The 25,732-nt window shown below is 66.3% G+C and carries 20 protein-coding genes; 9 read left to right on the top strand and 11 right to left on the bottom strand.

The window, feature by feature from the left end; translation table 11 throughout:
* Nucleotides 1-73: 73 nt before the first annotated feature.
* The 4 genes from G4G00_RS19030 to G4G00_RS19045 form a co-directional block, all read right to left on the bottom strand.
* Complete coding sequence (locus tag G4G00_RS19030; RefSeq protein ID WP_108753726.1) at nucleotides 74-2,080, bottom strand: M13 family metallopeptidase; 2,007 nt, start codon at nucleotides 2,078-2,080, stop codon at nucleotides 74-76.
* A gap of 212 nt (nucleotides 2,081-2,292) precedes the next feature.
* Entirely contained in the window at nucleotides 2,293-4,440 is a 2,148-nt protein-coding gene (locus tag G4G00_RS19035; RefSeq protein ID WP_108753725.1) for a M13-type metalloendopeptidase, read from the bottom strand.
* 159 nt (nucleotides 4,441-4,599) lie between these two features.
* Entirely contained in the window at nucleotides 4,600-7,527 is a 2,928-nt protein-coding gene (locus tag G4G00_RS19040) for a TonB-dependent receptor (RefSeq protein WP_234414733.1), read from the bottom strand.
* A gap of 411 nt (nucleotides 7,528-7,938) precedes the next feature.
* The gene (locus G4G00_RS19045; RefSeq protein WP_164275771.1) at nucleotides 7,939-10,743 is read right to left on the bottom strand and encodes a TonB-dependent receptor; all 2,805 of its coding nucleotides are present in this window, start codon (nucleotides 10,741-10,743) and stop codon (nucleotides 7,939-7,941) included.
* Between the two features lie 551 nt (nucleotides 10,744-11,294).
* On the opposite strand from G4G00_RS19045, the gene apbC reads away from it, so the two are divergent.
* On the top strand, nucleotides 11,295-12,149 hold the full coding sequence (apbC, locus tag G4G00_RS19050) for an iron-sulfur cluster carrier protein ApbC (protein WP_164275773.1): 855 nt from the start codon (nucleotides 11,295-11,297) through the stop codon (nucleotides 12,147-12,149).
* Nucleotides 12,150-12,225: 76 nt separating this feature from the next.
* On the top strand, nucleotides 12,226-12,798 hold the full coding sequence (dcd, locus tag G4G00_RS19055) for a dCTP deaminase (RefSeq protein WP_108750257.1): 573 nt from the start codon (nucleotides 12,226-12,228) through the stop codon (nucleotides 12,796-12,798).
* Between the two features lie 64 nt (nucleotides 12,799-12,862).
* Here the strand turns inward: dcd and G4G00_RS21860 are convergent, their stop codons facing one another.
* From G4G00_RS21860 to G4G00_RS19065, 3 genes are read right to left on the bottom strand one after another with little or no spacing between them, the layout of a single operon-like run.
* The gene (locus G4G00_RS21860; RefSeq protein ID WP_005410498.1) at nucleotides 12,863-13,030 is read right to left on the bottom strand and encodes a DUF5668 domain-containing protein; all 168 of its coding nucleotides are present in this window, start codon (nucleotides 13,028-13,030) and stop codon (nucleotides 12,863-12,865) included.
* Nucleotides 13,031-13,045: 15 nt separating this feature from the next.
* Nucleotides 13,046-13,468, bottom strand: coding sequence for an HIT family protein (locus G4G00_RS19060; protein WP_108750256.1), 423 nt, complete (start codon nucleotides 13,466-13,468; stop codon nucleotides 13,046-13,048).
* Complete coding sequence (locus G4G00_RS19065) at nucleotides 13,465-14,136, bottom strand: dienelactone hydrolase family protein (RefSeq protein ID WP_164275776.1); 672 nt, start codon at nucleotides 14,134-14,136, stop codon at nucleotides 13,465-13,467. Before G4G00_RS19065 ends, G4G00_RS19060 begins: the two co-directional genes overlap by 4 nt.
* 204 nt (nucleotides 14,137-14,340) lie before the next feature.
* Here G4G00_RS19065 and rimO point away from each other — a divergent pair, with 204 nt between their 5' ends.
* Nucleotides 14,341-15,702 carry a 30S ribosomal protein S12 methylthiotransferase RimO gene (gene rimO, locus G4G00_RS19070; protein ID WP_108750254.1) on the top strand — a complete coding sequence of 454 codons (1,362 nt, stop codon included), beginning with the start codon at nucleotides 14,341-14,343 and terminating at the stop codon, nucleotides 15,700-15,702.
* Between the two features lie 8 nt (nucleotides 15,703-15,710).
* Nucleotides 15,711-16,523, top strand: coding sequence for a DUF3025 domain-containing protein (locus G4G00_RS19075; RefSeq protein ID WP_164275778.1), 813 nt, complete (start codon nucleotides 15,711-15,713; stop codon nucleotides 16,521-16,523).
* A gap of 127 nt (nucleotides 16,524-16,650) precedes the next feature.
* Here the strand turns inward: G4G00_RS19075 and greB are convergent, their stop codons facing one another.
* Both greB and G4G00_RS19085 read right to left on the bottom strand, forming a co-directional pair.
* Entirely contained in the window at nucleotides 16,651-17,157 is a 507-nt protein-coding gene (greB, locus tag G4G00_RS19080; RefSeq protein WP_164275781.1) for a transcription elongation factor GreB, read from the bottom strand.
* A 120-nt stretch (nucleotides 17,158-17,277) separates the two neighbouring features.
* Entirely contained in the window at nucleotides 17,278-18,783 is a 1,506-nt protein-coding gene (locus tag G4G00_RS19085) for a helicase HerA-like domain-containing protein (protein ID WP_164275784.1), read from the bottom strand.
* Between the two features lie 123 nt (nucleotides 18,784-18,906).
* Here G4G00_RS19085 and G4G00_RS19090 point away from each other — a divergent pair, with 123 nt between their 5' ends.
* Together G4G00_RS19090 and G4G00_RS19095 are read left to right on the top strand one after the other, a co-directional pair.
* A complete protein-coding gene (locus tag G4G00_RS19090; RefSeq protein ID WP_164275787.1) occupies nucleotides 18,907-20,517 on the top strand; it encodes a transglycosylase SLT domain-containing protein in 1,611 nt (536 codons plus the stop codon).
* Nucleotides 20,518-20,537: 20 nt separating this feature from the next.
* Nucleotides 20,538-20,885 carry a ribonuclease E inhibitor RraB gene (locus G4G00_RS19095; protein WP_108753715.1) on the top strand — a complete coding sequence of 116 codons (348 nt, stop codon included), beginning with the start codon at nucleotides 20,538-20,540 and terminating at the stop codon, nucleotides 20,883-20,885.
* A 165-nt stretch (nucleotides 20,886-21,050) separates the two neighbouring features.
* Here G4G00_RS19095 and asd read toward each other — a convergent pair whose 3' ends face one another.
* Both asd and G4G00_RS19105 read right to left on the bottom strand, forming a co-directional pair.
* Nucleotides 21,051-21,893, bottom strand: a complete 843-nt coding sequence (gene asd, locus G4G00_RS19100; protein WP_164275790.1) for an archaetidylserine decarboxylase — start codon at nucleotides 21,891-21,893, stop codon at nucleotides 21,051-21,053.
* Nucleotides 21,890-22,540, bottom strand: coding sequence for an SCO family protein (locus tag G4G00_RS19105; RefSeq protein WP_108750247.1), 651 nt, complete (start codon nucleotides 22,538-22,540; stop codon nucleotides 21,890-21,892). The genes asd and G4G00_RS19105 overlap by 4 nt, the downstream gene beginning before the upstream one ends.
* Before the next feature lie 122 nt (nucleotides 22,541-22,662).
* On the opposite strand from G4G00_RS19105, the gene prmB reads away from it, so the two are divergent.
* The 3 genes from prmB to G4G00_RS19120 are packed head-to-tail and all read left to right on the top strand — an operon-like array spanning nucleotide 22,663 to nucleotide 25,722.
* Nucleotides 22,663-23,592 carry a 50S ribosomal protein L3 N(5)-glutamine methyltransferase gene (prmB, locus tag G4G00_RS19110; protein ID WP_108754847.1) on the top strand — a complete coding sequence of 310 codons (930 nt, stop codon included), beginning with the start codon at nucleotides 22,663-22,665 and terminating at the stop codon, nucleotides 23,590-23,592.
* Complete coding sequence (gene aroC / locus G4G00_RS19115; RefSeq protein WP_164275792.1) at nucleotides 23,589-24,692, top strand: chorismate synthase; 1,104 nt, start codon at nucleotides 23,589-23,591, stop codon at nucleotides 24,690-24,692. The genes prmB and aroC overlap by 4 nt, the downstream gene beginning before the upstream one ends.
* On the top strand, nucleotides 24,685-25,722 hold the full coding sequence (locus G4G00_RS19120; RefSeq protein WP_164275795.1) for a D-glycerate dehydrogenase: 1,038 nt from the start codon (nucleotides 24,685-24,687) through the stop codon (nucleotides 25,720-25,722). Before aroC ends, G4G00_RS19120 begins: the two co-directional genes overlap by 8 nt.
* Nucleotides 25,723-25,732 lie beyond the last annotated feature (10 nt).

A 25,732-nucleotide genomic window follows, 5' to 3' on the forward strand; every position in this document is an offset into this window, starting at 1 on the left:
GCGTGGATCGACCCAGGTACATGCGGAAAAGGCGCCGGAAGGCGCCTTTTCCGTTACTGCATCACCGCTGCATTCAACGCCAGACCTTGATCTGCTCGGCGTCGGTGCGCTGCATCGGCTGGCCGGCCTTGCAGCTGAAGGTCGCGCCGAAGGCCGGCAGGTTCGACAGCGGCCCGTTGGTGCGCCAGCGGCCCGGTGCACGGATGTCGGCGGTCAGGCGGCGCGCGGCTTCGTTCGGCGACAGCTGCTGCGGCCACAGTGCGGCCCAGGCGCGGAAGAAGCCCTGCTGCTGGGCCGGCTTTGCCTTGGGTTCCTGTGCCGTGTAGGCGGCCCAGGCCAGTTCCAGGCCAGCGATGTCGGCCAGGTTCTCTTCCTGGGTCAGCGTGCCGTTCACCTTGGCACCCTTCACACCGGGGAATTCGTAGGCGCCGTACTGCGCGGCCACGCGGTTGCCCAGCAGGGTCCAGGCGGTCTTGTCAGCGGGCGTCCACCAGCTGCGCAGCTCGCCCTTGGCATCCACCAGGGCGCCCTTGGCATCGATGGCGCGGTTCAGTTCGTGGCCGACCAGGCCGCCGAAGCTGCCGAACTTGTCGGCGGCGTCGGCCTTGGCGTTGAACACCGGGCCCTGCAGGATGGCGGCGGTGACGATCAGGCGGTTCTGGGCCAGATCGTAGGCCAGCGACGGTTGCTGCGGCAGCACGTCCCAGCGGCGGTCGGCGTTGCCCTTGCCGATGCGCTTCATCTCTTCGCGGTGGCGCCAGGTGGAGGCGATCAGCATGTTGCCGCCGAACGAACCACGGCCCATCGGCTGCACGCTGTAGTCCAGGTCGCGCAGCGGGGTGCCGATCTCGATCTTCAGCGCGGCCAGCTTGGCCTGCGCTTCGGTCTTGGCCTCGGCGCTCATCCAGGTGCTGTTCTTCACCGCGTCGATCTGCACTTCACGCACCTTGTCGACGATCCACGCCGCCTGGCGGCGGTCTTCGGCCGACAGGTAACGCGCGGCATATTCGCGGCCGACCATCGGGCCGGCGGCCACGTTGATGGCGTCCAGCACGCTTTCCCAGCGCTGCGGCGGCAGGGTTTCACCGCGCAGCACGCGGCCGCGGAATTCGAATTCCGCATCGCGGTAGGCCTTGGACAGGTACGGCGCCATCGAATCACCCACGCGCCAGCGCAGGTACGCCTTCCACTGGTCCGGCTTGAGCTTGGTGACCATGCCGTCGAGCTGCTTGAACAGCTGCGGGTCGGCCAGCGAGACCAGGTCGTCGTTCACGCCCTGCGCCTTCAGGAAGGCATCCAGCTGCAGGTTGCGGTAGCGGCTGTTCAGATCCTTGGTGGAGATCGGCGCGTAGTTGTTGAACGGGTTGTTGATGCCGGCCAGCGACTGCGCATTGCGCGCCAGTTCGGATTCCAGCGCGATGACCGACTGCGCTTCGGCATCCAGCTTGGCGGCCGGGGTGCCGGTCAGGGCCAGGATCTGCTTCACGTAGTTGCGGTAGCGGCCCATCAGGGCGACCGTGTCCGCGTCGGTGCGGGTGTAGAACGCCGGATCGGGCAGGCCCATGCCGCCCTGCATGAAGTAGCCGATGTGGCGGTCCAGCGCCTTCAGGTCCACGTCCGGGCCGAAGTTGAAGGCCACCGGAATACCGACCTGGTGCAGCGCGGCGATCGAGGCCGGTACATCCTTGGCCTTCTTGATGGCATTGATGCGGGTCAGCAGCGGGGCGATCGGGTTCGAACCGTCCGCTTCCACGGCGGCTTCGTCCAGGCCGCTGGCCCAGAAGTCGCCCAGCAGCTTCTGCACGTTGCCCTGCGGCGCCTTCATCGAGGCGTCCAGCAGTTCACGCTGCTGCTGGCGGCTGCGGTCGACCAGCTGGCCCAGCGCGGTCGCAGCACCGGTCTGCGGGGCCGGGTTGGCCTTCAGCCAGCCGGCGTTGGTGGCGTCGTAGAAATCGCTGCACTGGGCGCTCACGGCAGGCGCGCGCGCGGCCTTCTTCTTGGCGGCGAATGCATCGTGGGTCGGGACCAGGGTCGCCAGGCTGATGCCCAGGGCGACGGCAAGCGGACGGAAGTTGGGCATGTAGAACGAATCCGTGATGGATTGAGGGCGGGCGAACTATAGCAAGCCGTGCATGGGCGCGGCATGCACGCGTCACGCGGTGCTGCGTTTGCCCGCGGCAGTAGATCCACGCCATGCGTGGATGGCGTTGCCTGCATGGGATCCGACCCCGGAAAAACAAAGGCCCGGGACGTCCCGGGCCTTTGCAGGTCTACTGCAGCCTCAGCCGTGGCTTACCAGATCACCACCTGCTGGTCGCCGGTGCGGGCCATCGGCGAACCGGCCTTGCACTGGAACGCCGCAGCGAAGGTCGGCAGGTTCGACGGCGCACCCATGGCGCGGAACTGCGCCGGGGCGTGCGGGTCGGTGGCCAGGCGGACCTTGGCGTTTTCCGGGGTGTACTTGGTGCGCCACACGGTGGCCCAGTTGAAGAAGAAGCGCTGGTCGCGGCTGAAGCCATCGACCTTCGGGTCTTCCTTGCCGGCGCTGGCCTTCTGCAGGGCGTCGTAGGCCGTGGCCAGGCCGCCCAGGTCGGCGATGTTCTCGCCCAGGGTCAGCTTGCCGTTCACCGCCTGGCCGTCCACCTTGTACTGGTCGAACTGCTTGACCAGCTTGCCGGTCAGGCCCGCGAAGTTCTTCGAATCGCCTTCGGTCCACCAGTTCTCGAAGTTGCCGGTCGGCCCGAAGCGGCTGCCCTGGTCGTCGTAACCGTGGGTCATTTCGTGGCCGATGACCGCGCCGATGCCGCCGTAGTTCAGGGCGTCGTCGGCCTTCGGGTCGAAGAACGGCGGCTGCAGGATGGCGGCCGGGAACACGATCTCGTTCTGCAGCGGGTTGTAGTAGGCGTTGACGGTCTGCGGGGTCATGCCCCACTCGGTCTTGTCCACCGGCTTGCCGATCTTGGACAGGTTGTACTGGTAGTTGAACGCGGTGGCCGCGCGCACGTTGCCCAGGTAGCTGTCACGGTTGGTCTGCAGGCCCGACCAGTCGCGCCACTTGTCCGGGTAGCCGATCTTCGGGGTGAAGGTTTCCCACTTGGCGATGGCCTTGGCCTTGGTTTCATCGCTCATCCAGGACAGGCCCTGGATGCGGTCCTTCAGCGAGGCGGCCAGGTTCTTCACCAGGTCTTCCATCTTCGCCTTGGCTTCCGGCGAGAAGGCCACCTTCACGTACAGCTGGCCGAAGGCTTCGCCGGCGTCGCTTTCAATGGTGCCCAGCACGCGCTTCCAGCGCGGCTTCTGTTCCTTCTGGCCGTTCAGGGTCTTGCCGTAGAAGTTGTAGCTTTCCTGCACGAAGGCTTCGGACAGGTACGGCGAAGCGCCATCAACGGTGTGGAAGCGCAGGTAGGCGCGCCAGATCGACGGATCGGTATCGGCCAGGGCCTTGCTCACTTCCTGGTGGAAGGTCGGGATGGCCAGCGAGAACTTCTCCGGCGCGGCGACGTTCTGCGACTTGAAGAACTCGGTCCAGCTGAAGTTCGGGGTCAGCGCGTCGGCCTCGGCCAGGGTGACCGGGTGGTAGAACAGGGACACGTCGCGCGACAGTTCTTCGCTCGACTTGGAGGCCTTGGCCAGGCGGGTTTCGAACTTGACCACGTCCTCGGCCTGCTTGGCGGCATCGGCCGCAGCCACGCCGGACAGTTCCAGCACCTTGGCCACGTGGGCCTGGTAGGCCTTCAGCTTGTCGGCGTTCTTGGCGTCGGTGTAGTAGGTGGTATCGGGCAGGCCCAGGCCGCCCTGGCTGGCGTAGGCCATGTTCATGGCCGAGTTCTTGAAGTCGGCTTCGGCGCCGAAGCCGAACAGCACGTTCTCGCCCTTGGCCGCGCTGCTGCGCAGGTAATCGGCGATGGCGGCCTTGTCCTGCAGGCCATCGATGGCGGCCAGGTCGGCCTTCAGCGGCTCGATGCCCTGGGCGTTGATCTTGGCCTCGTCCATGCCGGTGGCCCACAGGTCACCGACCACCTTTTCAATGTGGTCCGGGTTCTTCACCTGCGCCACCTGCTCGACCAGCTGGTGCTGCACGGCCACCGAACGCTCGTCCAGGATGGTGAAGGCGCCCCAGCTGGTGCGGTCGCCCGGAATTTCGTTGGCGGCCAGCCACTTGCTGTTCACGTAGTCGCCGAAGGCGGTGCAGGCGTCCTTGCTGGCGTCCAGGTCGCCGGGCTGGAAGGCGTTGTAGGCCGGCAGCTTGCTTTCGTCCAGCTTGTAGGCGGTGGCGGCTTCGGTGGCGGCCGGCGTGGAGGCGGTGGCGTCCTTTGCCGGGGTATCAGTCTTGCCGCAGCCGACCAGCGCGGCCGAAACGGCCAGGGTCAGCAGCACGATCTTGGGAGTACGGGTCACTTGAATGGCCTCCAGGCCGAGTGAGTCAGGGAAAGGCCGCATGGACGGCCGTGGGCCGAACAATACGCCTGCGGCCCTGCCTGCAAGGGTGTCGAAGGTCATGGCCGATTGCAAACCCCCCAGCCGTTGGCCTGACCGCCAGATACGGAAAAGGAAAGGGCGGCTTTCGCCGCCCTTTCCGGGTACTGCCTTGAAGCGCTATCAGAACTTGTACGAGGCGCCCATGTAGAAGTAGCGGCCCACGTTGTCATACAGCGCCGAACCCACGTCCGAACCGAAGTAGTTCACCGGCGGATCCTTGTCGAAGGCGTTGTCGATGCCCAGGTACACGTCGATCTTGTCGCCCGGGAAGCGATAGCCGAACTGGAAGTTGTTGTACACGTAGGAACCGTTGCGGATCGGGCTCTGCGAACCGGGGTTGCTGTTATAGCTGTCCGGGGTCACGCGCAGGTTGCCGTCCACGTAGGTCATGTCCCACGACGCACGCCACTGGCCCAGCGAGTACTTGGTCTGCAACTGGGCGCGCCAGCGCGGATCGGTCACGTAGGTGACGTACTCGGTGTATTCATCCGGGAAGTCCTGGAAGGCCCATTCGCGGGACTGCAGCAGACGGGTACCGACGAAGCGCACCACGGTATCGCCGCCGGCCAGCTTGAAGCGGTAGTCCATTTCCAGGTCGACACCGATGCGGCGCGAGCGGGCCAGGTTCTCGTTCAGCGCGGTCCAGCGGGTGATCGAGTATTCCGGGAACACACGGCCCTGGGCGTCGGTGAAGCCACCGGCCGGCGCACGCACGATCTGGTCACAGAACGCGTTGCCCACGCCCCCCGGCGAATCGACGCAGCGGGTCGCGTTGGTCTGTGCGGTGACCGCACCGATGGCGTCCTTCAGGTTGATGTTCCAGTAGTCGATCGACATGCCGAACCCTTCCAGGAACTCCGGCTGCCACACCAGGCCGTAGGTGAAGCTGCGAGCGCGCTCGGGCTTCAGGTTCGGGTTGCCGCCGCTCACGCCGGGGCGGGTGGCGGTGTAGGTGTCGACCCAACCCACCGGAATGCCCAGCGCCGAGCAGTTGGCCTGGCGCAGCACCGGGTCCTTGGCGGTGGACGGACGGTTGGTGTTGGTCACCAGGTAGTTGCAGGGATCGGCGACGCTGGCGAAGTTCTCGCTCTGCGGGTTGTACAGCTCACCGATGCTCGGTGCGCGCACGGCCTGCGACAGGGTGCCGCGGGCACGCAGCGACGGGATGATGGTCCAGTCCAGGCCGACCTTCCAGGTGGTGGTCTTGCCGATGCTGCTGTAGTCGGACCAGCGACCGGCGGCATCCATGGTCAGGTTGTAGATACCCGGGATGTCGGCCAGCAGCGGCACGGTGGTTTCCACGAACGCTTCACGCACGTCGTACTTGCCGGCGCGGTTGGGAATGGCGTTGAGGAAGGTCAGGCCCTGTGCGGCCAGCGGATCGGTGATTTCGCGGCTCTTCTCGCGGCGGTATTCCACGCCACCGGCCACGCCCACATCACCGGCCGGCAGGCTGAACAGCGAGCCGTTGGCAACCGATGCGCTGAACACGCTCTGCTGGATGCGCGAGAAGTTGTACGAATTGACGTTCATCCAGTCGCGTGCGGCCTGGGTGACCTGGCCATTGCCCAGCACGCTGAACGGAACGCATCCGTCACGGCCGAACGCGGAGTAGACGCGGCCGGTGTGCGGATTGATGGCGTTCGGGTTCAGGGTGGTGCGGCAGGTGACCTGGCCGGTGGCCGGGTCGATCACCGCGTCCAGACCCGCCTGCCAACGCTCGTTGATGCGGTTGTTCAGGTTCCAGCGCTTGACCTCGCTCTGGCCCCAGTTGCCGTACACATCGTAGGTCCAGTTTTCGCTCAGGTTGCCTTCCATGCCGAACACGAAGCGCTGGGTGTTGCGCTCCACGTGCTCGCCGCGCTGGCCGGCGTCGACGTTGAAGCGGTTCAGCACGATCGAGGAGGCACCGTTGGCCAGCATCAGCGCACGCAGTTCCGGCGACACGTAGGCGTTGTCGCGCTGGATGCGGATGTTGGTGTCGAACGACGGCTGGGCCAGGAAGTCCGACTCGGTCTCGGTGTACTTGCCTTCGAAGTACAGGCGGTGGTTGTCGGTCAGATCGAAGTTGACGATCGTGTTCACGCTCTTGCGATCGAACTCCGGCTGCAGGTCAGCCACGGCGTTCAGGTCGGCGAAGTCGCAGTTGGTGCAGCTGCTGTTGCTGACGACGATGCCGTCGTAGCGCTGCTTGCGGAACGTGCCATCCGGGTTGAACTGGTAGCGGTTGCCCCAGGTGGCCGGATTGGTGGCACTGAAGGTGCCCAGGGTGAACGTACCGCCGTAGGAGATCGAGTGGTTACCGCCCGGGCCGCTCAGCACGGTCTGCGGGTTGCTTTCGCTCGGCGGCTTGGACGAGTCGTAGTTCGGGTTCGGAACCGAGACCAGGTACTCGCGGCCGATCGCACGGTCGGTGCGCACGAAGCGGTCCTGCTTGCTGTATTCCAGCGCGATGGCGGCGTTGCCGCGGCCACCGGCGAAATCGGTGCCGGCCGACACGCTGACGAACGAGCGGTTGAAGCCGCCTTCATCGGCCATGCCGGTCTGGCCACGGATTTCCGCGCCGTCGAAGGACTTCTTCATGATGAAGTTGACCACGCCGGCCACGGCGTCGGCGCCGTACACGGCCGAGGCGCCACCGGTGATGACTTCCACGCGCTCGATCCATTCCACCGGAATGGTGTTCACGTCCACCGAGGTCGAACCGGAGGTCGCACCCACGTGGCGGCGGCCGTTCACCAGCACCAGCGTGCGCGAGGTGCCCATGCCGCGCAGGTCCAGCAGGCCCACGCCAGCGGTACCGATGAAGCGGGTGGAGTTGCCCAGCGTGTAGCTCGGGGTCAGCGCCGGCATGCGGGTCATCAGGTCGCCGATGTTGTTCGCGCCGGTGGCGCGGATTTCTTCGGCAGTGATGGCCGTCACCGGTGACGGGGTGACGAAGCCGGTGCGCGCAATACGCGAGCCGGTCACGCTGATGCGATCCAGATCGACCGGGTTGGAACCCGGGGTGGCTTCCTGTGCCAGGACGGGTGCGGCGGCGGCGAACATCAGGCCGGCCAGCAGTGCATTGGTCAGCGGGTGGCGACCGGGCAAGCGATGGTGCGTCATCAAGTGAATCCCCCTAAGAAGTGTGAAACGCCGGACTTCCCTGCCGACGTTCTGCAAATGTTCATGCGTCATCCTGACGTCACCGGAACCTAACACGGTCTTAACGAGAAATGTACGGTTGTGTCACAAGAGTTTGCTAAATCAGTCAGTTCGACACACAAAACTGCAACAAATACAGCGCCTTAGTCTCAGTTTCCTTTGCAACTTCTGGCGGCCTGAGTGGATGATGAATGGGGCTGTCGGCTTAACAATGCGCAGCCGGCCGGGTGCTGGCCTGCGGTGGCATGACCGCCAGGCAAAAAAAAGACCCCGCCGAAGCGGGGTCTCCAGTCAACGCGTTGTGGGTGTGGCTTACTTCGCGCCGAAGTCGTACTTGGCCTGCACGTAGATCGCACGCCCGTAGGCGCTGTACAGGTAGTTGTTGTACGGCTGGCCGCTGGTGCCGGCGTAGCTGAAGCGCTGGTTGTCAGGCAGCTTGTTGAACACGTTGTTGACCATCAGCGACAGGGTCAGGTTGTCCATCGCGCGGTAGTTCACGCTCAGGTTGTAGGTGGTGTAGGAACCCCACTTGCCAGCCTTGTAGCCCGAGCTGTGCACGTAGTCGTAGCCGTTGCCCGCGTAGGCCATGTAGTTCGGCGTCTTGCCGATGTAGTTGGCATACAGGGTGGTGGTCCACTTGTCCTTGGCCCAGGCGATCGAGCCATCGGCGCGCACCTTGGCGTAGGAATCGTAGACCCACATCGCGTACGGGTCGCGCAGCAGGTCCAGGTACTCGTCGCCCGGCTGCGGCTGCAGTTCGCGCTTGAGCATGTTGGTGTAGTTGCCCGAGAACTGCAGCGAGCCGAAGCGACCCACGTCCTGCACGTACTTGAAGCTGGCCGTCAGCGCCTGCAGGTTCTGCCGGGCGACGTTCATCTTCGGCGTGTAGATCTCATCCAGCACGCCCGAGGCATCGCGGGTGATCCAGTCGCTCACGTTCTGGCAGCTGGCCGAGGTGTTGTTGGTCTGGCCGTTGCGGCAGTAGTACTCCGCCAGCAGCAACTGGTCGGAGCTGAGGGTGTTGACCTCGTTCTCGATCTTCCAGTTGTAGTAGTCCAGCGACACCGACAGGTTGTTGATCGGTGCCCAGACCACGCCCGCGTTCCAGACGTCGGCGGTGATCGGTTCCAGGTCCGGGTTGCCGGACTGGGTGCCGAACACCGACACGCTGTCGTACGGGCAGCCGGTGGTGTCGACCGGGTTGAAGCCCAGCTGACCGCAGCGGTAGTAGTCGGTCGAACCGTTGGCGTAGTAGCCGCTCACGCCCTGGAAGGCGTCGGACAGGGTCGGCGCGCGGAAGGCGGTGCCGTACTTGCCGCGGAACAGCAGGCTCTCGATCGGACGGAACTCAAGGCCCACGCTGTAGGTGGCCTTGTCGATGGTGTTGCCACCGATCTTGAAGGCGTCATAGCGGCCCGAGCCGGTCACGGTGAGCGAGTCGAGCAGCGGCAGGCGCAGTTCGCTGGTCACCGCGTAGCTGCTGCGGTGGCCGGCGCCGGACACCGCCGTGGTGCCCCACACGCTGCCATCGACCAGGCGGGCATCGGGGGTGTAATCCCAACCTTCGCTGCCGCCTTCCACCACCACCGCGAAGCCGGCATCACCGCCGGGCAGGCTGAACAGCGAGCCGTTGGTGACCTGTGCGCGCAGCAGGTTCTGCCAGGTGCGGCTCTGGCTGTAGGTGTAGCCGGTGAAGCTCTGGAAATCACCCGACGGCAGCGGCGAGTAGAACGCATCCCAGTCCGGGCTGTAGATGTTGTAGCCCGTGCTGGTGGTGCCCAGCACCGGACCCAGCACACGGTTTTCGAAGTAGTCGTTGATCGGGTCGGCCCAGCGTACGAAGTTGCGCTCGGTCAGCTTGTACTCGCCACGGGTGAAGCTGGCGCTGTAATCCCAGTTGCCCGCCGTACCACGACCGCCCAGGGTGACCTGGTAGGCCTTGTTGCGGTCGGTGTTCATGATGTCGCGGTAGCCGGCGCCGCCGATGTCCTCCGGCGCGAACACGCGCTGCAGGTTCATGTACTGGCCGCTGTCCTGGTCGTAGAAGCGACCCCAGCCGGAGGACGTGCCCCACCAGGTGTAGCTGGAACCGGTGGCGTACTTCACTTCTTCCAGGCTGTACAGCGCATCGCCGAACAGCTGGAAGTTGTCAGTCACATCGAAGGTGGCCGAGCTGTAGATCTGCCCGCTTTCCTTGCCGTTCTTGATGGTCTTGTAGCCGGTGCCGTAGACCGAGCCGCAGGCCTGGCCGGTGGGGCGGGTGCCCAGCACGGTGGTGCCACCGAACTGGCCCGCCACGTCGGCGCACAGGTCCGGGTCCATCATCGCGTAGCGGTTGCCGTTGGCCGGCAGCAGCACCAGGAAATCGTTGGACACGTACTGCGGGCTGTAACCATCGGGGTTGTTGACCTTGGTCAGGTCACGCTGGTAACCCCAGATCGGGCTGGTCTTTTCGTACTGCACGTTCACCAGCGCGTTGAAGCGGTCATCCTTGGAATTGAAGCCGCGCGCCGCGCTGAAGCGGAAGCTGTTGCCGCCGCCTTCGCTGTAGGCACCACCGCGCACGCTCACCGTGCCGCCGTCCATGCGTTCCTTCAGGATGATGTTGACCACACCGGCAATGGCGTCCGAACCGTACAGCGAGGACTGGCCGCCGGGCAGGATCTCGATGCGCTCGACGATGTCGATCGGGATGCCGCTGATGTTGTTGAACGTATCGCTGCCGTTGTACAGCGCCGGATACGAAAGCATCGGGCGGCCGTTGATCAGGTACTTGGTGTAGCCCGGGCTGAGGCCGAACATGCCAGCCGCTTCAGCACCCTGGGTGAACGAGGCCGAGGTCTGGCCGCCCTGCAGGCCGCCGGTGGACAGCGAGGACTGCTGCAGCACATCGGCCACGCTGGTGAAGCCGCGGGTCTGGATGTCTTCGGCAGTGACCGTCAGGACCGGGGTGTGGTTCTCGATCTCGGTCTGCGGAATCAGCGAGCCGGTAACCGTCACGCGGTCCAGCTGGGTGGTGGCGCCGTCCTGTGCCGCGGCGGCGCCGCTGGCCAGCAGGGTGCCGATCAGGGCGAGAGTCAGTGGGTGACGCGAAAACGCATTGCGGTGGCTGTGCATGAAGGATCCCCATCGAAACAGATCAAGGCGGTGTCGTCCGTGACGGCTTTATGTTGCGTTCAGTTGCTTTCCATTCATTTCGACCGTAACACGGCTTTAACGTGATCAACACATCGTTGTCACGACCGTGGAGAGCAGGGGGGCTGAAAACGGTTTATTAATCAATGGCTAACCGGATTGTTTTGAAATGTGTCAATTTGTTGCGCTGCGAAAACGCCTGTTTCAATGTCGATATAAGTGAGTAATTTCAACAACTTGAAACTAAATTGCTGCGGTGCGTCATTGGCGTTTACAACTGGGATTTGATCGCGGCCTGTATCTCAGTCATGGGGCGGAATCGATCGCTGTGGCGAACCTTGGGTGGCCGAATGGGACATCTGGCGCTGGAAGGCGAGCGCTACCGCTCGGGCGCGGTGCGATGCCGTCAGGACTTGAGTGTCTGTGCCGGTCTGTGGCACAAGCGCGCCCGCCGGCAGATGCCGGCGTCCGGCCGGTTTTCGCCCAGCTTGTATGATGGCGGACTCTTGAATCAGATCTCTTCGGAGCCCGCAGTGAACAGTTCGACCCGCCGTCCCCACGCCAGCCAGGTCCAGAAGGGCCTGACCCCGCATGCGCGCGTGCGCAACGTGATCGCGGTGGGCTCGGGCAAGGGCGGGGTGGGCAAGTCCACGACCTCGGTGAACCTGGCGGTGGCCCTGCAGCAGCTGGGCGCGCGGGTAGGTGTGCTCGATGCCGATATCTATGGCCCCAGCGTGCCGGCCATGCTCGGCCTGTCCGGTCGCCCGGAAAGCCCGGACAACAAGAGCATCGAACCGATGCGCGCGTTCGGCGTGGACACCATGTCCATCGGCTACCTGGTGGAAGACGAGACGCCGCTGATCATGCGCGCGCCGCGTGCTACCGCAGCGCTCACCCAGCTGTTCGAAGACACGCTGTGGGATGACCTGGATTACCTGTTGATCGACCTGCCGCCGGGCACCGGCGACATCCAGCTGACCCTGGTGCAGAAGATTCCGCTGGCCGGTGCGGTGATCGTCACCACCCCGCAGGACATCGCCACGCTGGATGCGAAGAAGGCACTGAAGATGTTCGAGAAGGTCGAGGTGCCGGTGCTGGGCGTGGTCGAGAACATGGCCGTGCACACCTGCAGCAACTGTGGGCATGTGGAGCACCTGTTCGGTGAAGGCGGCGGTGAGCGCATGGCCGCGCAGTACGGCGTGCCGCTGCTGGGCTCGCTGCCGTTGCAGATCGATATCCGCGAACAGGGCGATGCCGGTACGCCGATCACCGCCGCACAGCCCGATTCGGCCACCGCCCAGGCCTACCGCCAGGCCGCGCAGCGGCTGATCGAGGAAGTGGGCAAGCGCCCGCGCGGTTCCATTCCGATCCTGTCTTCGCTGCTGTGACCGCCGCGGCAGCGCCCCACCGGGCGCGCCCGGCCCCCTGCTAGAATCCCCGCGCCCCTCGCACCCAGGACAAAGCATGAGCATCAAGAGTGACCGTTGGATCCGCCGCATGTCCGAGCAGCACGGCATGATCGAGCCCTTCGAGGCCGGGCAGGTGAAGCAGGCCAACGGCGAGCGCATCGTCAGCTACGGTACGTCCAGCTACGGCTACGACGTGCGCTGCTCGCGCGAGTTCAAGGTGTTCACCAACATCAACTCCACCATCGTCGATCCCAAGCACTTCGACCCGGGCAGCTTCGTGGATATCGTCGGCGATGAGTGCATCATTCCGCCCAACAGCTTCGCGCTGGCGCGCACCGTCGAATACTTCCGCATTCCGCGTGACACCCTGGTGGTGTGCCTGGGCAAGAGCACCTATGCGCGCTGCGGCATCATCGTCAACGTGACCCCGCTGGAGCCGGAATGGGAAGGGCACGTGACCCTGGAATTCAGCAATACCACGCCGCTGCCGGCGCGCATCTATGCCAACGAAGGCGTGGCGCAGATGCTGTTCTTCCAGGCTGCCGCCGATGACGTCTGCGAGACTTCCTACAAGGACCGTGGTGGCAAGTACCAGGGCCAGACCGGCGTGACCCTGCCGCGTACCTGAGCCGTCATGGAGCCGAGCATGGCTCGGCTCTACACGGGCAAGGGCGGCGCTTGCGCCGCCCTTCTTATTTGCCGCGCCCGAACAGCATGGCGATGCCCACGCCCACCAGCGCCACCGGCCACCAGGTCAGCAGCAGCTTGGACAGGTTCAGATGCGTCCAGCCCAGGTTGCTGGCAAGCATGAACAGGCCGATCAGGATCAGCAGGATGGCGGCGACGAGGTTGAATCGCATCGGGTCGGCACTGTCTCAGGAGTGGGCCGGATATCCTAGCCGTTCCTTCCAGTAGGCGACATGCTGGTCCAGTGCCGCCGGGTCATAGCGGTGGGCCGGGCCGCTGCCCCAGACCGGACCGGGCCAGGCCGGATCACCGTCGTGGCGGCCAATCACATGGAAATGCAGCTGGCGCACGATGTTGCCCAGCGCGCCGATGTTGATCTTCTCCACCCCGTCCGAGCCCTTCAGGGCCTTGCAGGCGCGGTTGAGTTCGGTGCGCAGCTTGTCCTGCTGCTCGCCGTCCAGCTCGATCCACTCGGTCACCCCGGCCAGGCGCGGTACCAGCACCAGCCAGGGGAAGCGCTCATCGTTCATCAACCGCACTTGCGACAACGGGCCTTCGGCGACCAGCACGCTGTCGGTGGCCAGGCGTGTATCCAGTTCGAACTCGCTCATCCAAGATGCTCCGTGAAGAAGTCCAGGGTGCGTTGCAGCGCCAGGGCGGCGCTGTCTGGATCATACGCATGTCCGACGTCGCGGTTGAAGGCGTGGTCGGCCGGATAGACGTAAGTGGGCATCTGCGGCAGTTTTTCGCGGTGGGCCTGCACCGCCTCCGGCGGAATGCTCTTGTCCTGCGCGCCGAAGTGGAAGATCACCGGGGCCTTGGGCGTTTCGTCCAGATAGTGCACGTTGCGGCCGCCGTAGTAGCTCACCGAAGGCAGGCCCAGGCGCATGGCCGCCAGCAGGGCCACACTGCCACCCCAGCAGTAGCCGACGGTGCCGACCTTGCCGTACGGGGCCAGCCGGGTGGCGGCGGCGCGTACCACTTCCAGGGCCTTTTCCATGCCCAGCGTATTCACCCGTTCCAGCCCGTCCTTCACGCCTTCGGCGGTGTAGGGCAGGGCATCGGTGTCGGCCTCGGCGCCAACGACCAGATCGAAGAACGACGGCGCCAGCACCGCATAGCCCTCGGCGGCGAAGCGTTCGGCCACGCTGCGGATATGCGGGTTGGCGCCGAAGATCTCCTGCACCACCACCAGGCCGGCGCGGGGCTTGCCCTCGGGCAGGGCCTGCCAGGCGCGAACCGGGCCGTGGTGCGTATCCAGGGTGATCCATTCGGACATCGTCGGGAACCTCGTTGCAGGGGACAGGCCTGCATTGTCGGTGCTGGCCGGGTTAGCGGCGCGTCAGCGGCTGTGCCCGATCAGGCGGCTGGCCGTTCAGGCGCAGGCGCCAACCCCGGTATACTGGCGCCCTTTCAGGCCCCGGCCCCCAGGTCCCCCTGCCATGCCGGCAGGGGCCCAGGCCCCCAGAGTCCCGCGATTTCCATGTCCCAGCTGAACCCCAAAGTCGGCTTCGTCAGCCTTGGCTGCCCGAAGGCCCTTGTCGATTCCGAGCGCATCCTCACCCAGCTCCGCTCGGAAGGCTACGACATCGTCCCGTCCTACGATTCGGCCGACGTGGTGGTGGTCAACACCTGCGGCTTCATCGATTCGGCGGTGACCGAATCGCTGGATGCGATCGGCGAGGCCATGAACCAGAACGGCAAGGTGATCGTCACCGGCTGCCTGGGCAAGCGCCCGGAACAGATCCGCGAGGCCTACCCGAACGTGCTGGCGGTCTCTGGTCCGCAGGACTACCAGAGCGTGATGGAAGCGGTGCATGAAGCGCTGCCGCCCAAGCACGACCCCTTCGTGGACCTGGTGCCCGACTACGGCATCAAGCTGACCCCGCGCCACTACGCGTATCTGAAGATTTCCGAAGGCTGCAACCACCACTGCAGCTTCTGCATCATTCCCTCGATGCGCGGCAAGCTGGTCTCGCGCCCGGTGGATGACGTGCTGCGCGAAGCCGAGCGGCTGGTGCGCGGCGGGGTGAAGGAACTGCTGGTGGTTTCGCAGGACACCTCGGCCTACGGCGTGGACGTGAAGTACGCCGAAAAGATGTGGCGCGACAAGGCCTACCAGACCCGCCTGAAGGCGCTGTGCGAAGGCCTGTCCGAGCTCGATGCCTGGGTGCGCATGCACTACGTCTACCCGTACCCGCACGTGGACGAGGTGGTGCCGCTGATGGCCGAGAACCGCATCCTGCCGTACCTGGACATCCCGTTCCAGCACGCCAGCCCGCGCATCCTGCGCCTGATGAAGCGCCCCGGTGCGGTGGAAAAGACCCTGGAGCGCGTGCAGAACTGGCGCCGCATCGCCCCGGACATCACCGTGCGTTCGACCTTCATCGTCGGCTTCCCCGGCGAAACCGAGGCCGAATTCGAAGAACTGCTGTCGTTCCTGGACGAGGCGCAGCTGGACCGCGTCGGTGCCTTCGCCTATTCGCCGGTGGAAGGTGCCACTGCGAACGCGCTGCCGGACCCGGTGCCGGAAGAAGTGAAGCAGGAGCGCCTGGCGCGCTTCATGGAAAAGCAGGCGCAGATTTCCGCTTCGCGCCTGGAAGCCAAGATCGGCACCGTGCAGCAGTGCCTGGTCGATGCCATCGAGGGTGATATCGCCGTGGCCCGTTCGCGCGCCGACGCGCCGGAAATCGACGGCCTGGTGCATATCCAGAACGCCGACCAGGTGGCGCTGCGCGTGGGCGAGTTCGTCGACGTGGAGATCACCGAAAGCGACGACCACGATCTGTACGGCGATGCGCTGCCGCCGAGCACGCGCCCGGCGTTCGACCTCAAGGTTCTGTGACAACAGCGATGGCCGACGCCGGCCATCGACGCTTCGTGCCGCCGCCGCGTGCGGCGGTGGTGGCAGCGGTCTTCCAGCATCCCCTGTATGCCGGCCTGGCGGCCTTCGCTGATCTGCTGGCCGCACCTGGTTGGCCCAGCGTGCCTGCGCTGGATGCGCGCCTGGCCGTGCCGGGCCTGCGGCTGGTGGAACAGGACGCCGCGCTGCTGGCCGATGGCCTGCACTATGAGACCCGCATTGCCCAGGGCCGCCTCGCCACGCGTGCGGAAAACTGGCATGACCTGTTCAACGCCCTGGTCTGGGCCAGCCAGCGGCCGTTGAAGCGTGTACTTAATCGCCAGCAGTGCCGGCACATCGCCGCGATGGCACCCGGCCAGCGCAACCGCGCGCAGGCCGCGCTGACCCAGTTCGATGAAACCGGCGTGGTGGTGCGGGTGCGCGACCCAGAGCTGATTGCTGCGTGGGACGCGCATGACTGGTCGGCACTGTTCGCGCCCGCACCCTGGAAAGAGGGCGCTATCGCGGTGGCGACCGTGTTTGGCCATGCGCTGATGGAGCAGGCTCTGCTGCCCGGGCGGCGACTGGTGGGCAAGTGTCTGGTGGTGCGCGGCGATGAAGACACCGCCTGCATCGAAGCGGTGGTGCAGGCCGTCGAACAGGGCCAGGCGCTGACAGATCCATTGCAGCTGCGGCCGCTGCCGCTGGCCGGCATTCCCGGTTGGCACGGCGTGCAGGACGCCGCCTTCTACGCCGATGCCGATTACTTCCGCCCGTTGCGTGAAGGTCGCCAGTACCCGCCGCCGCTGCACATCGCCGGGTAGAGTCGACTGTCAGTCGACTGCTCTTCCTGCAATCTGCATCCACGCATGGCGTGGATCTACTGTCGTTGCTTTTCCTGCAATCTGCGAAAGCCCCGCGCTGCGCGCGGTAGTCGACTGACAGTCGACTCTACCGGGCCGGGTATTCCACCCCGATCACCGCGAACGTGAACTGCCCGCCGGGCAGCTCCACCGAAAACTCATCGTCGATGCGCTTCTTCAGCAACGCCCGCGCCAGCGGCGAATCAATGCTGATCCAGCCTAGTCCGGCATCGATCTCGTCCGGGCCGACGATGCGATAGCGGCTGGTCTGCCCGCTGTCCACGTTCTCCAGCTCCACCCAGGCGCCGAAGAACACCGCCTGCGGGTCGGTCGGGGTGGTGTCCACCACGCGCAGTGCGTCCAGGCGCTTGGTCAGGTAGCGCACCCGGCGGTCGATCTCGCCCAGCTGCTTCTTGCGGTAGGTGTATTCGGCGTTCTCGGAACGATCGCCCTCGGCGGCCGCGGCGGCCAGCGCCTTCACCACCTCGGGGCGGCGCACGCGCCACAGCTCATCCAGTTCGGCTTTCAGCCGGGCATGGCCGGCGGCGGTGATCAGGGCCGTGCTTTTTTCTGCGGGGGGACGCCAACGGGACATGCAGTACGTATTCTTTTCAGGAGTAAGGAACGGGGTCGGAGCCCTCCCTGGAGGGATGGATCCGACCCCAGGGTCAGATCCCTTTCCCACGGAAAGGGCTCTGACCCCAGCGGTGGAGCGTCAGCGCTTGCCGCCGAAAATGCCGCCCAGCAGCCCGCGCACGATCTGGTTGCCCAGCTTGGTGCCCACGGTGCGGGTGGTCTGCTTGGCCATGGTTTCAATCATGCCTTGGCGGCGCTTGGTGCCGAAGATCGCATCCTTGATCGCCTGGCCGAAGCCGCCTTCCTGCGCCTCGTCCTGTTCGCGGCTGCGTGCGGCCGGGGCCTCGGCCTTCTCCACCGCCTTCTGCGCGCGCTGGGCCAGCAGTTCGGCGGCCGATTCGCGGTTCACCGCCGTGTCGTAGCGGGTGCCCACCGGGCTGCCGGCGCGCACCTGCGCGCGCTCGGCTTCGGTTATCGGCCCCATCCGGCAGCGCGGCGGGGCGATCATGGTCTGCTGCACCGGCATCGGCACGCCCTTGTCCTGCAGCGTGGACACCAGCGCCTCGCCGGTGCCGAGCTGGCCCAGCGCCTTGGCCACGTCAAGCTTCGGGTTCGGCACGAAGGTTTCGGCGGCGGTCTTCACCGCCTTCTGGTCGCGCGGGGTGAACGCGCGCAGCGCGTGCTGCACGCGGTTGCCCAGCTGGCCCAGGATGTTGGCCGGCACGTCGTCGGGGAACTGCGAGCAGAAGTACACGCCCACGCCCTTGGAGCGGATCAGCCGCACCACCTGTTCGATGCGCTGCACCAGCGAGGCCGGCGCGTCGTCGAACAGCAGGTGCGCCTCGTCGAAGATGAAGACCAGCTTGGGCTTTTCCAGGTCGCCCACTTCGGGCAGCTGTTCGAACAGCTCGGACAGCAGCCACAGCAGGAAGGTGGAATACAGCTTGGGCTTGAGTACCAGCTGGTCGGCGGCCAGGATGCCGATCACGCCGCGCCCGTCGTGATTGACCCGCATGATGTCAGCCAGCTCCAGCGCCGGCTCACCGAAGAAGCCTTCGCCGCCGTCCTGCGCCAGGCGCAGCAGCGCGCGCTGGATGGCCGCGATCGATTGCGCGCTGACCAGGCCGTACTCGGTGGAAATGTCCTTGCGCTCCTCGGCCACCAGGGCCAGCAGGGCGCGCAGGTCGTCCATGTCCAGCAGCAGCAGGCCGCGGTCGTCGGCCAGCTTGAACACGATGTCCAGCACGCCGGACTGGGTGTCGTTCAATTCCAGGATGCGCGCCAGCAGGGTCGGGCCCATTTCGCTGACCGTGGTGCGTACCGGGTGTCCCAGCTTGCCGTACAGGTCCCAGAACACGGTGGGACTGCCTTCCGGGGCGTAGTCGGCCACGCCGATCTGCGCGGCGCGCTGCAGCAGGCTGTCGCTGCCCGTGCCGGGCACCGCCAGGCCGGAGACATCGCCCTTCACATCGGCCAGGAACACCGGCACCCCGCGCCGCGAGAAGCCCTCGGCCAGGGTCATCAGGGTCACGGTCTTGCCGGTGCCGGTGGCGCCGGCCACCAGGCCGTGGCGGTTGCCCAGTTTCGGCAGCAGGGTAACGGCCACATCGTCGGTCATGCCTTTGCCGAGCAGAATCGGATCCATGGTCCAGCCCTTGTGGTGAATGCGGTCAATGTTAACCGGCGGCGGCAGCCGGTCGCCGGCCGGGTTGCCCGGACCTTGGCGGCACCGCTACTCTGCCTGCCTGTTTCGCACACAGTGCCACCAATGCCCGTTCCTGTCCTGATTTCCCGCACCTGGCCGCTGCTGGCCCTGGTTGGCCTGGTTTCCCTGGCGCCCGACGCCCATGCGCAGCGGGTGTCGGCGCGGGACAAGGTGAAAGTGGACGCGCTGCAGCAGCGCATGGCCGCGGCCGAGAAGCGCTATGGCGACGCCCTGCTGCTGGTGGCCAATGCCGATCCCAAGGGCAGCAACGAGGCCGATGCCGCGCTGGAGGACATGGAAGATGTCATCAGCGAATGCGTGAAGCAGAAGGGCTGCCAGATGGGCAGCATGCTGGCCACCTACAAGCGCCTGCTGAAGCGCGATGCCGACGCCGCCAGCGACGAAGACGCCACCGCCGATGCCGGCGACCGCCTGGAGGCCGACCCGGACCACGTCGGCCCGCTGGCCGCCGATGTGCCCGAGGCGGCGCGCGCGGCCGCCCTGCTGAACGACAAGCGCCATGCCTTCGACAACATGGTCGAATACAACCCGGCCGTGCAGGCCGGCATCCGCCGCTGGCTGACCGACATGCGGCCGGCGCTGATGACCACCTACGAGAACTACCAGAACCTGCGCGCGGTGATGTGGCCGGAATGGGAAAAGCGCGGCCTGCCCGAGGCCCTGCTGTTCGGCATCATGGCCAAGGAATCCAATGGCCGCGTGCATGCCTCTTCGCGTGCCGGTGCGGCCGGGCTGATGCAGTTCATGCCGGCCACCGGGCGCCGCTTCGGCCTGGGCCCGGATGGCACCGGCTTCGATACCCGTTTCGACGCACGCAGCGCGGCCGAAGCCAGTGCTACCTACATCAACGAGCGCATGCGCGAACTGAACAACAGCGTTGAGCTGTCGCTGGCCGGTTACAACGGCGGTGAAGGCCGCGCCGCGCGCGTGGCCCGCGAAAACCCGGGGCAGAGCTTCTGGGTGGACCGCGTCTACAACCAGTTCCCGGGGGAAACCAAGGACTACGTGCCGATGGTGATCGCCGCGGCATGGATCTACCTGCACCCGCAGCAGTACGGCGTGGAATTCCCGAAGATCAACGCGCAGCCGGCCACGGTGCGGCTGGCCCGTTCGACCACCATCTATGAACTGACCATCTGCCTGGGCAGCCACGGCACCCGCGATGGCTACATGCGCGCGCTGCGCAATCTCAACCCGCGCTACGAGGCCGATGGCTGGATTCCGGCCGGCACCCTCATCAATGCCACCACGCGCATCGCCAGCCTGTACCAGCGCAACTGCGTCAGCGGCCCGCGCGCGGACCTGGCGCGTACGCTCATCACTGCCGATCTGAACGCGGCCATCGTGCGCCCCAGCGCGACCACCTACACCGGCAGCGTCGCGGTGGGTGGGCTCGTTCCGGTGGCCGATCCGAACGCGGCCAGCCCGGTGGCCACGACCCCGAGCGCGCCGGTGGCCGCACCGCGTCCGGCCCCCGCGCCGCGCGCCAAGCCGGCACGCAGCTACAAGGTCGGCAAGGGCGAGACCCTGGGCCGCATTGCGGCCAAGTTCCAGTGCGACGTGCCGGTGCTGGCCCGCGCCAATGGCCTGAAGGCCCCTTCCTACAGCCTGCGCCAGGGCCAGACCCTGAAGCTGCAGGGCTGCGACAAGTAACTGCCCGGAGACCCCACCGCATGGACCTGCAAGCCACCCGCGACCTGTTCGAGAACCTGCGCGAGAACACCGACTGGGATCTCAGCGTGCCCCTGCTGTGGGGCTACTACTTCGTGCATTCCACCCCCGAGCGCCTGCAGGCGCTGGCAGCCAGCCTGCAGGAGCAGGGCTATACGGTGGTGGACCAGTTCGAGCAGGAGCCGGAAGAGGGCGATGCGCCCTTCCACGTGCTGCACGTCGAGCGCGTCGAGGTGCACGACGAAGCCTCGCTGGACCTGCGCAACCAGGAGCTGGCCGCACTGGCCAGCCAGCTGGGCGTTGAAGACTACGACGGCGTGGACGTCGGCCCGGCCCCGACCCTGCAGTAGAGTCGAGCTTGCTCGACTGCTTCAAGCCGTAGAGTCGAGCTTGCTCGACTGCTCGGGTTTTGTAGAGTCGAGCTTGCTCGACTGCCTTGGCATGGCGCCAGTCGAGCAAGCTCGACTCTACGACGGCATTCCCGGCATGCCGGGAATCCCAGACGCCCACCACCCTCAGCGCAGCGTCGCCAGCGCCTGTCCCAGCTGCACCGGGCTTTCCGCGCCCAGCTGCGGGGCGAACTCGGCCACGCCCGGCGGCAGCAGCACGATCACCGTCGAGCCGTAGTTGAAGCGCGCCATCTCGGCGAAGCGCTCCAGCACGATGCCCTGGCCGCGGTAATCCTTGCGGGTGATGCGATCGCCGTAGGCGGGAATCTCTTCACCACTCCAGACCGTTTCCACGCCCGACACCAGCAGCGCGCCGACCATCACGCTCACCATCGGGCCGAAGCTGGTGTCGAAATGGCAGACCAGGCGTTCGTTGCGGGCAAACAGGCGCGGCACGCCGTTCACCGCCGCCGGGCCCACGCTGAACAGTCGGCCCGGCACGTGCACGGTTTCGCGCAGGGTGCCGGTCCAGGGCATGTGCACGCGGTGGTAATCGCGCGGCGACAGGTACACCGTGGCGAACAAGCCGTCGTTGTACGGCTTGGCATCTTCCGTGCTGCCCAGCAGTTCGGCGGCAGTGAACGACTGGCCCTTGGCCTGGAAAATGCGGCCGGCCTCGATCTTCCCCAGCTGGCTGATGCGGCCGTCGGCGGGCATCAGCAGCCGGCGCGGGTCAGCGTCGGCCACGCGCGCGCCCGGCTTCAGCGCACGGGTGAAGAACTGGTTGAACGTGGCGTAGCTGCGCGGGTCGGGGTTGGCCGCTTCGTCCAGGTTGACGTCGAACTTGCGGGTGACCGTGTCGATCAACCAGCGCGACACGCGCGGATCGTCCGAGTACGCCAGCGAGCGTGCCATCGAAGACAGCAGGCGGTGGGGCAGGGCATACGTCAGGGCGGTGGTCAGGCTCATGGGGCGGATTTCTCGGTCAGCTTCTGCAGGTCGCGGGCAATGGCCGGCGCGTTGAACGGGGGGCGCACCAGGCCGGCAAGGCGGCCCTGCGGGTCAAGCACGGCCAGGCTGGCCGAGTGCTCGACGGTGTAATCCTCGGGGTTTTCGTCGAAATGCTTGCCCGGCACCTTCTGGAACACGAAGCCCAGCGAGGTGGCAAAGCGTTCCAGCGAGGGAATGTCGGCACTGGCGGCCAGGGTGTCCTTGTGGAACCCGTGCACGTACTCACCCAGGCGGGTGGCGTTGTCGCGGTCCGGGTCGACCGACACGAACAGCACGCGCGGGCGCAGCGTGTCCGGCAGGTTCTCCCACTGGTTCTGCGCGCCGGCCAGCTCGGCCAGAGTGGTCGGGCACACGTCCGGGCAGAACGTGAAGCCCAGGAACACCAGCGTCCAGTGGCCCTTCAACTCGCCCGGAATCAGGCGGGTGCCATCGGACTGGGCCAGGTTGAAGTCGGGCAGGGGGCGGGCCTGCGGGTACAGGGTGATCGCCTCGGTGGCCGGCTGGTTGGCCGCCGGCTTCGGCGCGAACACCTGCTGCGCGGCCAGCAGGCCCAGGCCCGCGGCCAGGGCGATCAGCAGGATGATGCCGACGTTGCGATTGAACATGGGGGCTCCCGCGCGAAGTGGGCCCCATCATACCGGCTGTGGCCGGATCGTTTCCGTCGCAACGGATGCCGGCGCAGGCCGCAAGCCCTATAATCGTGGGCCACTTTGCCCGCAGTACCGCCATGACCGCTGAAACGGCCGCCGAACTCCACACGATCATCGACCTGATCCGCTACGGCACCAGCCGTTTCAACGCCGCGGGCCTGACCTTCGGGCACAGCTACGACAACGCCCTGGACGAGGCCACCCAGCTGGTGCTACACAGCCTGCACCTGCCGCACGATCTGGGCCCGGCCTACGGCCAGGCGCGCCTGCTGCAGGAAGAAAAGCTGCGCGTGCTGGAGCTGTTCCAGCGCCGCATCGACGAACGCATCCCCGCCGCCTACCTGACCGGCGAGGCCTGGTTTGCCGGGCTCAGCTTCAAGAGCGACAAGCGCGCCCTGGTGCCGCGCTCGCCCATCGCCGAGCTGATCGAGTGCGGCTTCGAACCTTGGCTGGCCGGCCGCGATGTCAGCCGCGCGCTGGACCTGTGCACCGGCTCGGGCTGCATCGCCATTGCCATGGGCCACTACTACCCGAACTGGGAAGTGGACGGCGTGGACCTGAGCGATGACGCGCTGTCGCTGGCCGAAGAGAACAAGGAGCGCCTGCAGGCGCACAACGTCACCCTGCTGAAGTCGGACCTGTTCAACGGCCTGACCGGTCGCCACTACGACCTGATCGTCACCAACCCGCCCTACGTCACCAACGACGAGACCGATGCCCTGCCGCAGGAATACTCCTACGAGCCGGAAATGGGCCTGCGCGCCGGCGACGACGGCCTGGACCTGGTGCTGAAGATCCTGCGCGACGCCCCGCTGCACCTGAGCGAAGACGGCCTGCTGATCTGCGAAGTGGGCGAATCCGAACAGCACCTGATCAAGCTGCTGCCGGAAGTCGACTTCGCCTGGATCGAATTCAAGGTCGGCCAGATGGGTATCTTCGCGGTCGAATGCCGTGAACTGATCGCCCACAGCGCCCGCATCACCGAACTGGCGGCGCAGCGCCCGTGAGTTCCAATTCGTTCGGCAAGCTGTTCACCGTCACCACGTTCGGCGAATCGCACGGGCCGGCCATCGGCTGCGTGATCGATGGCTGTCCGCCGGGGCTGGCGCTGGATGCGGCCGAATTCGCCCACGACCTGCAGCGCCGTGCCACCGGCAAGAGCCGGCACACGTCGGCGCGGCGCGAGGCCGACGAGGTCGAGATCCTGTCCGGCGTGTACCAGGGCCTGACCACCGGTACCCCCATTGCGCTGCTGATCCGCAACACCGACCAGCGCAGCAAGGATTACGCCAACATCGGCCAGCAGTTCCGTCCGGGCCATGCCGACTACAGCTACTGGCACAAGTACGGCATCCGCGATCCGCGTGGTGGTGGCCGTTCCTCTGCGCGCGAAACCACCATGCGCGTGGCTGCCGGCGTGGTCGCCAAGAAGTGGCTGGCCGAGCGCTTCGGGGTGACCGTGCGTGGCTACCTGTCGCAGTTGGGCGAGATCCGTCCGGCCGGTTTCGACTGGTCGGCGGTGGAAGACAACCCGTTCTTCTGGCCGCACGCCGAACAGGTGCCGCAGCTGGAGGCGTACATGGATGCGCTGCGCAAATCCGGTGATTCGGTCGGTGCGCGCGTTGACGTGGTGGCCGACAACGTGCCGCCGGGCTGGGGTGAACCCATCTACGGCAAGCTCGATGGCGACCTGGCCGCCGCGCTGATGAGCATCAACGCGGTCAAGGGCGTGGAGATCGGCGACGGTTTCGCCAGCGCCTCACAGAAGGGCACCGAACACCGCGATCTGCTGACCCCGCAGGGCTTTGCCAGCAACCATGCCGGCGGCATCCTCGGCGGCATTTCCACCGGCCAGCCGGTGGTCGCCTCCATCGTGCTGAAGCCCACCTCCAGCCTGCGCCTGCCGGGTCCGTCGCTGGATACCGAAGGCAATGTGGTGGAAGTGGTCACCACCGGCCGTCACGATCCCTGCGTCGGCATCCGTGCCACCCCCATCGCCGAGGCCATGATGGCCCTGGTGCTGATGGACCAGGCACTGCGCCACCGCGCCCAGTGTGGCGACGTCGGTACCATCACCCCGCGCATTCCCGGGCAGATCGATGGCTGATACGCGGCCGACGGTATGGGTGAGCCAGCCGCTGATCGACGCGGCCATCGCGCCGCTGCGCGATCGCGTGCGGCTGCTCGCCACCGAAACCGTCACCGCCTGGTCGCCGCAGCAGATCACCGAACAACTGGCCTCGGTCGACGGCGCCATCATCACCCTCAACGAGCGCATCGGCGCGGCCCAGCTGGCCGAAGCCGCGCAGCTGCAGGTGATCGCCAACGTCGGCGTGGGCTACAACAACCTGGACGTGGACGCGCTCAGCGCGGCCGGCATCCTGGCCAGCAACACCCCCGATGTGCTGACCGAAACCACAGCCGACATGGGCTTTGCCCTGCTGATGGCCACCGCGCGTCGCATCACCGAATCCGAGCGCTGGCTGCGCGAGGGCAAGTGGGGGCAGTGGTCGTTCCAGACCATGCTCGGTGCCGATATCCATGGCAGCACCCTGGGCATCCTCGGCATGGGCCGCATCGGCCAGGGCATTGCCCGCCGCGGCGCGCACGGCTTCGGCATGAAGGTGCTGTACCACAACCGTTCGCGGTTGCCGGCCGACACCGAGGCCGCACTGGGCGCGACCTACGTGGACCTGGACGCGCTGCTGGCGCAGTCCGACCACCTGGTCACCGTGCTGCCCTACACCCCGGCCTCGCATCACATCATCGACGCCGCCGCGCTGGCGAAGATGAAGCCCTCGGCCACCCTGGTGAACATTGCCCGCGGCGGCATCGTTGATGAACTGGCCCTGGTCGATGCCCTGGCCAACGGCCGCCTGGCCGCCGCCGGGCTGGATGTCTACGAAGGCGAGCCGAAGGTGCGCCCGGAACTGCTGGCGCTGCGCAACGTGGTGCTGACCCCGCATATCGGCAGCGCCTCGCTGGGCACGCGCACGGCCATGGTGCAGCTGGCGGTGGACAACCTGCTGGCCGGCCTGGGTCTGTCGGGCAGCCTGGCTGCCATGCCGAGCGCGATCAATGCCGACGCGGCCCTGGCTGCGCGTGCCGTGCTGGGTAAAAAAAGCGGGAAACGATAGGGAACCTCCA

The sequence above is a fragment of the Stenotrophomonas sp. B1-1 genome, from assembly GCF_010894375.1.
GTDB lineage: Bacteria > Pseudomonadota > Gammaproteobacteria > Xanthomonadales > Xanthomonadaceae > Stenotrophomonas.